Origin of the sequence: Corallococcus sp. AB045, assembly GCF_003668895.1 — a bacterium.
Taxonomy (GTDB): domain Bacteria; phylum Myxococcota; class Myxococcia; order Myxococcales; family Myxococcaceae; genus Corallococcus; species Corallococcus coralloides.
In genome coordinates, this window is sequence record NZ_RAWN01000283.1 from 1 (window position 1) to 9,394 (window position 9,394).

Genomic DNA, 9,394 nt, shown 5'->3' on the forward strand with positions numbered 1-9,394 from the left:
GTCCCCCCGTTCCGGCGTCGACCCCTCCGCCTTCCCCGAAGGCCCGCCCATCCAGGAGCGCGTGGCCGCGCTGGAGGTGCTGTCGCCCCAGGAGATCGACGCGCGCCTGGGCGACCTGGGCTACCGGGGCCAGCCCGAGGCCCGCCGCGCCGCCTCCGTGCTCGCCTACCGCCACCTGCGCCGCATCCGCCGGCTGTACCTGGAGGGGCTGGAGCCCGAGCCCGGCACCCGCGAGAACGCCCTCTTCCTGGGCCCCACCGGCTCCGGCAAGACGTTCCTCGTGGAGCTGATGTTCCGGGAGATTCTCGGCGTGCCCACCGTGCTCGCGGACGCCACCCAGTTCTCCGAAACGGGCTACGTGGGTGACGACGTCAGCACCCTGCTGTCCCGCCTCTATGAAGCCGCGGAGCGCGACGTGGCGTGGGCCGCCTGCGGCGTCATCTGCATGGATGAGTTCGACAAGCTCGCCACCAGCCGCTCCGACAGCCGCTTCTCCGGCCAGCAGACCACCAAGGACGTGAGCGGCTTCGGCGTGCAGCGCAGCCTCTTGCACCTGCTCTCCGCGGCGCAGGCCACGTTCCCGCCGGACTTCGGCTTCACCAGCCGGATCCGCTCCGAATCCCTGGACATGGGCTGCATCACCTTCATCGCCTGCGGCGCCTTCAGCGGCTTTCGCGGCACGGCGGCGACCATGGCCCACGTGGAGCGCATGGGCTTCGGGCGCGAGCCCGGCAAGGGCGGCCAGAAGGACCTGGAGTCCATCGCCACGCGCATCACGGAGGAGCACCTGGAGAACACCACCGCGTTCTCCCGCTACGGCTTCATCCCGGAGCTGATTGGCCGCTTCAACCGGCTGGTGTCCTTCGACCCGCTGGACGCGGCCACGCTGGGGGACATCCTCCAGGACACCGTGCTGCGCACCTGGGAGCGTGAGTTCGCCCACGAGGGCCTGGAGCTCACGGTGGACCCCGCCGTGCGCGAGTGGATTGTCGCCCGCGCCCTCAAGCGCGAGACGGGCGCCCGCGGTCTGCGCACCGCCCTGGCCCCCGTGCTGGAGCAGGCCGCCTACGAGCACTTCGGCCATGGCAAGGCCGCCACCGTGCGCCTGGTGCTCAAGGACGACGCCGTGCACGCCGTGCGCGGCTGAGCGGAAGCAGCCGACATGCCGGGGCCCGGTCCGCGGGGTCCCCGAAGCGTCGTTCAGCCGGGCCCGTCCTTCACCCGCGAGTCAGACGCCTTACGGTTGAGGCACACGACAGCGGCGCGGAGGCGGCCCATGGCACACATCAACCAGGAAATCCCCCGGGATCAGTGGGCGAGCTACCTCGCCGGCATCAGCAAGCAGGACGCCACCCAGTGGGTGCGCGTGGAGTCCATTGACGCGGAGACCGGCGACCAACCGCTCGCCGACCGCCTGCCCCTGGTGGACATCTCCCTGGAGCGGAAGGGCAGCGACGCGGGCGCGGTGCAGATCATCGTGGGCCGCGAGGACGGGCGCATCACCCACCGCATCCTCGAACCGGACCACCTCTACGCGGAGCTGGACGGAGAGTCGGGCGCGCTGGAGTGCCTGGAGATTGGCGAGCGCGGCGGCAAGACGCTCGTCTTCTTCGAGCGCCCCACGGAGGCCGAGGAGGTCTCCGCCCGCTTCTAGCGCCCGAAACGGCACGGGGCCGACGGGCGCGTCGCGAAGACGCTCCCACCGGCCCCTGCCCCCTCACAAGCGTGACGCTTGAATCACGGGTACAGCGCGCGGGCGCCCTGCTTGTCCAGGGTCGTCAGCACGAGGTCGCCCGTCTGGGTGCCGTTGCACTGCGGGTAGTGCATGACGGAGGAGCGGTCGTAGGTGGAGGTCAGCGCGCGCCACTGGCTGTCCTCGTAGCAGCCGCTCGCCGTGGAGCGGGTGTGCTCGTGACGGAAGCCCAGCGTGTGACCCAGCTCGTGGCGCAGGATGCCCGTCAGCGTCCAGGGCGACAGGTTGCCGAAGGCGCTGCTGTCCACCAGCACGTTGCGGCCGGAGCGGCTGGAGTTCGGGAAGAACGCGCGCGCCACGTAGGACTGGCCCGACACCGGACGGATGTCGAACAGCACGCCCGCCTGGGACGCGGTGCAGGACGCGTCGTACTGGGACAGGTAGACGAACTTGACGTTCGCCGTGGCCTGCCAGGCCGCCGTCGCGCTCGCCATCGCGTTCACCATCTTCGTCTTGTTCGTGCCGAAGTTGTTGCTGATGCAGTAGGTGAGGTTCAGCTTCTGGGTGGCGCTCCACTTGATGTCGCCGCCGATGTAATAGACGGCGAGACCGTCCTGCGACTTGCCCAGCTGCGCCTCGACGACGTTGTGGAAGTAGGCCTGCAGCTCCTCCTCGGAGTCCAGGGCCTCGTCACCGTTGACGATGAACTTCCCGCCCTCCCACGGCTCACGGTACGCCTGGGCCTTGAACTCCTCCCACGTGGGCTTGACCTCGGACTCCTGCGCGGACTCGGGGCCACCGCACGCACCGAGCATCAGCGAGGCGCCGGCCAGCATCGCAACAGAGCGGAACTTGAGCATTGGGAGACTCTTCCTGTGTGCTTCGAGGGATGCGCGGCCACCACCCCCTGGCCTTCCCGCCAGTCGCGGTCCGCCGCGCGCCGGGCCATTGAGCAACTGCCGGGCCAACGGCTCTCCCCAGGAGAAAAACAGGAAACGCGGGGATAGCTGGAGCGCTCCCGCTCCAGCCCTCCCCACGTCAACCGTCACTTCACGTGACGTTTACAAAGCCAAGCCCTGTGAAAGACTCAGGTTTTCCTGGGCAGCTCTTGCTGTCTGAGAAGGAGACAGCAAGGTGTCCTGATTTCGGTCAGGCCTGCCCGTGGTTTTCCTGGAATCCCTAGAGGATGGCGCGGCGCATCTTCCAGTAGGTCTCCTTGGCCATGCGGAAGGTGTTGGAGCCCGGGGGCAGCAGGGCGCGCAGCAGCTCCGCGGACTGAATCTGGAGGGGGCGCACGCAGTGGGCATCCAGTTGGTGGCGCAGGTAGCCCACCATGTCGCGGCTCCGGTACTCGTTGAAGTAGTTGCGCAGCTGCGCCTCCGTGCGGGCCTTGCCGTTGTCCGCGTACTTGGCCACGAAGGGGCTGAAGTCCGGGTAGAGGCTGCCCTTGCCGAAGCCGCCGTGCACGGTGGTCTTCATGAAGTTGCCGATGAGCAGGTCGTCGAACACCTGGTACTTCACGGCGGTCATCAGCGAGCCGCGGGGCGCCTCGAAGGTGATGCCCTTGTGGAAGCGGCGCTTGGTGAATTCGATGACGTGCTCCTGGCCGCCCACGCGGAAGCGGAGGAAGTCCATCACCGTGCCCAGGTGCTCCACGGCGCGGAAGTACTGCTCCAGCTGCTTCACCTCGTCCGCTTCCAGGCGCTCGCTCCAGTCGTCCCCGAAGTCCTTGGGGTCCAGCGGCCGGATGGTGCGCTCCTTCGGGTTGATGGAGACGGAGGAGTCGTTGGTGAAGTCGTGGCGCAAGAAGGCCGGGAGCATCTCGCAGGAGTTGGAGGCGAAGCCCCGCGCGTAATCCGGCAGCGTGGTGGTGTACTCGGAGCACCAGACGCTGTCGGCGCGCTGGTACTTGTGCATGGAGCTGAAGGGGACGAAGTAGCGGACGCCGTACGTCTCCGCCATGCGCGCAATCGTTTGTCCCACGGGCGTCTTCGCCGCCGCGTACGGGAGGATGCGCCGCCCGTCCTCGGTGAAGAAGTTCATCATGTCCGCGTCGCCGTAGCCGGACAGGGCCAGCAGGTACGTCTCGCCGTACTCCTTGATGACCCGGCGCACGAAGCGGCCCTGGCCGCGGTCACCGGCGTCGTTGAGGTTGACGATGAGCCGGCCGCCCACCTCCACCAGCAGCACCGCGTCCTGGTTCACGTCTGGGATGCACAGCACACGGATGCGCGGGGACAGGCGCGTCCACTCGCGGTCCTGGAGCACCTGGACCTTGAAGCCCGCCTCGAGCAGGTCGTCGCGGATGCGGCCGCCCACGTGGTTGGGGACCAGCAGGGTGCGCTCGCGCAGCTTCTCCAGCGAGGCCATGCTCAGGTGGTCCGGGTGGCCGTGCGACAGCCACACGTAGGGGCAGTCCAGGATGGACTGGCGCTGCTCGTCCGGAACCTCGTGGGACAGCGTCCAGCTGCCGAAGTATGCGTCCCCGTCCGTCCAGGGGTCGGTCACCAGCACCGGCCCGTTGTCGTGACAGATGAGTGTGGCGTTGCCAATCGTCTCGAAACCCAGCTCCATTGCGCGCCCCCTTGAACCCCTCACGCCGCTCCCATTCATTGCGCGTGTGAACGAGAAGGTGGCACCCGGACTTTTGCCTACAAGCTTGGGAAACAAGCTTCACGCCTGGCCGGTAGCCCTCCGCGCCTGCGGCCCAGGAAAGGGCCTTCCCTTGTCAGGCGGTTCGCGGCGGACGGCACGCCCCGCGGCGGATCCACGCTGCCCCCCGGCATCGCATCCGGGGGCACGCCGCGGCCCTGGCGGGGCTGTTCCACGCGCCCCTGTCCACCGGCGGACACGCGGATCCGCGCCTGCCGTCAGCGCCGGCGGGACACGAGCGAGAGTATCTGCGGGCCGTAGCGCTCCGCGAGCGTGGGGCCCACGCCGTGGATGGACATCAGCTCCGCGCCGCTAGAGGGCCGGGCGCTGGCGATGGCGTCCAGCACGCGGTCGGTGAGGATGCGGAAGGCGGGCACCTTGCGCTTGCGGGCCTCGGTGAGGCGCCACTCCTTGAGGGTCGCCACCAGGGCAGGGGACGCGGGGGGCGGGTCGAAGTCTGGAGGCGCGTTGCGGGACGCGTTCCAGGAGGCGCGGGGCCCCAGGCCCCCCAGGCCCGGTGACGACTCCGGCGTGGCGCGCGCCTTCCAGCCGCGGGCCGGAGGGGGCTCGGCGGGGAAGGACTCCTGGCTGAAGTCCGCGTCGTTGGAGGCGCCGCGCGGGGCCCAGGACTCCGAGGCGCCCCGGCGACCCTTGCCACGTCCCCGGGGCGAGGCCGCCGCGCTGGAGGCGGCGCGCTTGCGAGTCGTGCGCTTCGTGGTGCCGGAGGCCGCCGTGCGGCCCTTGCGCTTCTTGGAGGGCACCTCGCGCGCCTGGGGGAGCACCACCTGTCCGGGGGCGATGACGCGGGCGCGGCGGCCGGTGTCCGTGAGGGACAGCCGCTGGAAGAGGATGACCTGGCCGTCCTTGTCGAAGGAGTCCGAGTCCAGGCGCACCAGCCCCGAGCGCACCAGTCCGCCCACCAGCCGTTCGAAGTCGCGGCGGTGGAGCTGCTCCCCGAAGAGCTCCCGGTGGAGCCGCCCGGTGGCCTGGCCGTCGCGGGCGTGGAGGGCCTCCAGGATGCGGCCCAGCGCGTGGGCCTCCAGGGCGGAGGGCTCCTCGAAGCGGACCACCTCGCAGGACTCGGGGGCGCAGACGTCGCACAGGCCGCAGGCGGCGCCGGAGTCCTGCACGTCGCCGAAGTGCGCGACCAGGTGGCGCATGCGGCAGTCATGCGCCTCCGCGTACCGGCCCATCTGTTCCAGGTGGAGCTGCTTGCGCTCGCGCTGCGCGATGTACGCCACGGCCCAGCCCGCACGGCCGCGCCGCACGTCCTCGTCCGGGGTCATCTCCACGCCGCCGTGGATCCACAGCTGTTCCAGGGCCTTGTCGAAGATCTCCGGGTCGCCGCGCACGCGGGCCTGGATGGAGGCCTTGGGCTCGAACTCGTTGGAGGTGGCCTGGTAGATGCGCTCCAGGAGTGAGGGGTCCGGGTAGTCGCGGCGGTGGAAGAACTCATGGGTGCGCCGGTCCACGAAGGCGTGGAGCAGCACCGCGCGCGAGTCCTTGCCGTCACGGCCCGCGCGGCCCAGCTCCTGGTAGTAGCCCTCCAGGCTGGCCGGCAGCGCCGCGTGGATGACGGTGCGCACGTCCGGCTTGTCGATGCCCATGCCGAACGCCGTCGTGGCGACGATGACCTCCAGGTGGCCCTTGAGGAAGGCGGCCTGGATGCGGTCGCGCTCCGACGGCTGGAGGCCCGCGTGGTACGGCGCGGAGTGGAAGTCGTGCGCGAGCAGGTCCGCGTACTGCTCCGCGTGCTTGCGCGTGGACGCGTAGACGATGGCGGGCCGGTGCTCCGGGTTCCTGAGCAGGGACAGGATGGCGTCGCCGCGGGCGCCCGGGTTGAGCTCGCGCACCTCGATGGCGATGTTGGTGCGGCGGAAGCCGTGGATGAAGGTGTGCGCGGCGCCGCCGCGTGAGCCGCGCAGGCCCAGTTGCTGGACGATGTCCTTCTGCACGTCCGGCGTGGCGGTGGCGGTGAGCGCGACCACGGGGGCGGGACGCAACAGCGGCAGGCGCGAGCCCAGCAGCCGGTAGTCCGGACGGAAGTCGTGGCCCCACTGCGAGATGCAGTGCGCCTCGTCGATGGCGATGAGCGAGGGCGTGCGGCGGGCCAGGAGCTCCACGAAGCCGGGGACGCCCAGGCGTTCCGGGGCGATGAAGAGGAAGTCCAGGCGGCCTTCGAGGTACTCGGCGCAGACCTGCCGGGAGGTGGCCCGGTCGCGGCCGGAGTGGATGCGGTCCGCGGCGAAGCCCAGCGACTGGAGCCTCAGCACCTGGTCCTCCATCAGCGCGATGAGCGGGCTGACGACGACGGTGGTGCCCGCGCGAGCCAGGCCCGGCAGCTGGTAGCAGAGCGACTTGCCCGCGCCCGTGGGCATCACCAGCAGCAGGTCCTCGCCGGACGTGGCCGCGCGGCAGACCTCTTCCTGGTACGGGCGGAATTCGTTGAAGCCGAAGGCCTCCTTGAGGAGGCCGCGCAGCTTGTCCGGAGGCGTGGGCGCGCGGTGCACGCGCTCTGGCCGGGTGCTGCCCATGTTCACGGTTTGAGGCTGGCGTTTGGCCCGGCCGAAGCCCTCGGAGGAGGCCTGCACGAAGGCGGTGCGCACCTCCGCGGAGGGAATCGTGGGAGGGCGCTCCTGCACGTGTGGCGACGCGGCCCGGGCGGTGCTCCCGGTGGCTGCACCCGTCCAGCCCCCCGCGTCACCGTGGAAGCCGTGAGCCGGAGCGCCCGTCGCTGGCCGTGAGGGTCCTGTGTGTGCGGAAGTCCCCGCCGCGTGATGAGCACCACCGAGGTGGGCTCCGGCGCCACCGAGCGCGGAGGCTCCGACTTCATTGCGCGCGGTGTTGGCACGGGCCGCGCTCTGGACGGTGGCGGTCGCGGCCTCACGGGTCCGGAAGAGTTCCTCCGTGGGGCCCTGCGCGGGGTGCGGCCGGCTGGTTTCGAAGCGTCCGCTCGCGGGCGCAGGTCCAGTCTGCGCAGGCGTGGGAGGCAGCGACGTGGGCGCCTGGCCCACGACCTCCCGCACATACGCCTCGATGCCACTCATGAACGAATCCAGCGCGCCCTGACCGCGCTCGATGCGCTGGAGCCACGCTTCCCACTGCCCCGTCATCACGGGGGACTTCACATCCGGGTGCACCACCCCGATGAGGTGGATGCCCTTCTCCGTGGCCACCAGGCGCTTGCCCTCGCGGGTCAGGTACTCGCGCTCGAGCAGCAGCTCGATGGTCGCGGCGCGTGTGGCGGGCGTGCCCAGCCCCGTGTCGCGCATCGCGTCCACCAGCTCCTTCTCATCCAGCGTGCGCCCCGCGGACTCCATCGCCGTCAGGAGCGTCGCCTCCGTGAAGCGCGGCGGCGGGCGCGTGCGCTTCTTCACCGCCTCCACGTCCTCCACCGTCTGCGCCTGTCCGCGCGCGAGCCCCGGAGGCAGGTCCTGCGGCTCGTCGTCCGGCTCCTCCTCCTTGTCCTTGTCCGCGCCCTTCTTGCCCTCCGGCTTGAGGCGCGGCGCCTTCTGCCCGCCCCCTACGTCCAGGACCTTCCAGCCCACCTTCTCCACCTGCGTGCCCGCGCTGTGGAAGCGGTCCACCACCGGCCCCGCGTCCCCCTTGGACGTCACCGCGGTGATGACCGTGGTCACCTTCCAGACGTGGTCCTCGTGCCACGCCTGGAGCAGCCGCCGGCACACCAGGTCATAGAGGCGCTGCTCGTCCGGAGACAGCCGCACGCCGGACGCCGGCATGGGCGTGGGGATGATGGCGTGGTGGTCCGTCACCTTCGAGTCATCCACGTAGCGCTTGCCCAGCGGGCGCTCGCCCGTGCCCGGCGCCAGGTCCTCCTGGTAGGGCGAGGCGATGGCGCGCACCACCTCCGGCAGCGTGTCCGCCACCGTCTCCGACAGGTGCCGGCTCGCGGTGCGCGGGTAGCTCAGCAGCTTGTGCTTCTCATAGAGCGCCTGCGCGACCTCCAACGTGCGCTGCGCGCTGAAGCCGTAGAGCCGGTTCGCGTGGCGCTGGAGCTCCGTGAGGTCGTAGAGCAGCGGCGGCGGCATCCGCTTCGTCTCCGCGTCCAGCGACTCCACCACCGCGTTGCCGCTGCGCACGCGGTCGATGACACGGCCCGCCTCCACGCCGTCCGCGTCCAGCCGGCGCGCCTCGCGCACGGACTCGTAGCCGGGCGGAATCACCGGCTTGCCGTCCGGCCCCGAGCGGAACCACGTGCCCTGATAGCGAGCCCCCACGGGCGCGCCCTTGCCGCGAGGCGAGAAGGTGGCCACGACCTCCAGGTAGTCCCGGGGCACGAAGTCGCGGATGGCCAGCTCGCGCTCCACCACCATGGCCAGCGTGGGCGTCTGCACGCGTCCCACGGACAGCATGTTGCCGTAGGTGCCGCTCGCCAGCGTGTAGAGGCGCGACAGGTTCATGCCCACGAGCCAGTCCGCGCGGCTGCGCCCCATGGCGGCGGCGGCCAGCGGCGCGTAGGCCTTGCCGTCCTTGAGGTGCTGGAAGCCATCGCGGATGGCGCGCTCGGTGAGCGACGACACCCACAGCCGCTGTACCGGCTTGCGGCACGCGGCGGCGTCGTAGATGTACCGGAAGATGAGCTCGCCCTCGCGGCCGGCGTCCGTGGCGCACACCACCGCGGACACCTCCGGCGCGTTCATCACGCGGCGGACGACCTCGAACTGGTCCTTCGTGTTGGACGACACCACCAGCGGCCAGTCCCCCGGCAGCATGGGCAGCTGCGAGCGGTGCCACTTCTTCCACTCGGGGTGAATCTCATGCGGCTGGGCCAGGCCCACCAGGTGGCCAATGGCCCACGTCACGACGTAGCCGTTGCCGCGCAGGAAGCCCTCGCCGCGCTCGGTGGCACCGAGCACCCGGGCGATGTCGCGCGCCACGGAGGGCTTCTCCGCCACCACCGCGAGGACGGAGCCCCGCCCACCGCGAGCCGTCCCACCGTCCACGCTCGCGTCCCGCGACACCGACCTGTCCCATCCGGGCGACTCGCCCATCTCATCCCACCTCATGACCTGTCCCCTCCCCTGTCTC

At 70.7% G+C, this 9,394-nt stretch carries 5 protein-coding genes; 2 read left to right on the forward strand and 3 right to left on the reverse strand.

All coding sequences use genetic code 11. The annotated features are described in order from the left end of the window. Together D7Y21_RS38015 and D7Y21_RS38020 are read left to right on the forward strand one after the other, a co-directional pair. A partial coding sequence (locus tag D7Y21_RS38015; protein WP_121718315.1) for an AAA family ATPase occupies positions 1-1,147 on the forward strand: 1,147 nt, incomplete at its 5' end. 129 nt (positions 1,148-1,276) lie between these two features. Further along, positions 1,277-1,654, forward strand: coding sequence for a DUF5335 family protein (locus D7Y21_RS38020; protein ID WP_120562502.1), 378 nt, complete (start codon positions 1,277-1,279; stop codon positions 1,652-1,654). An 83-nt stretch (positions 1,655-1,737) separates the two neighbouring features. Here the strand turns inward: D7Y21_RS38020 and D7Y21_RS38025 are convergent, their stop codons facing one another. From D7Y21_RS38025 to D7Y21_RS38035, 3 genes are all read right to left on the reverse strand, one after another. Further along, positions 1,738-2,553 carry a matrixin family metalloprotease gene (locus D7Y21_RS38025; protein ID WP_120562503.1) on the reverse strand — a complete coding sequence of 272 codons (816 nt, stop codon included), beginning with the start codon at positions 2,551-2,553 and terminating at the stop codon, positions 1,738-1,740. Between the two features lie 319 nt (positions 2,554-2,872). Beyond that, entirely contained in the window at positions 2,873-4,267 is a 1,395-nt protein-coding gene (locus D7Y21_RS38030; RefSeq protein ID WP_120562504.1) for an MBL fold metallo-hydrolase, read from the reverse strand. 296 nt (positions 4,268-4,563) lie between these two features. Further along, positions 4,564-9,372 (reverse strand): DNA topoisomerase 3, encoded by a 4,809-nt coding sequence (locus tag D7Y21_RS38035; RefSeq protein WP_199735571.1) that lies wholly within the window; start codon positions 9,370-9,372, stop codon positions 4,564-4,566. Positions 9,373-9,394: the final 22 nt, after the last annotated feature.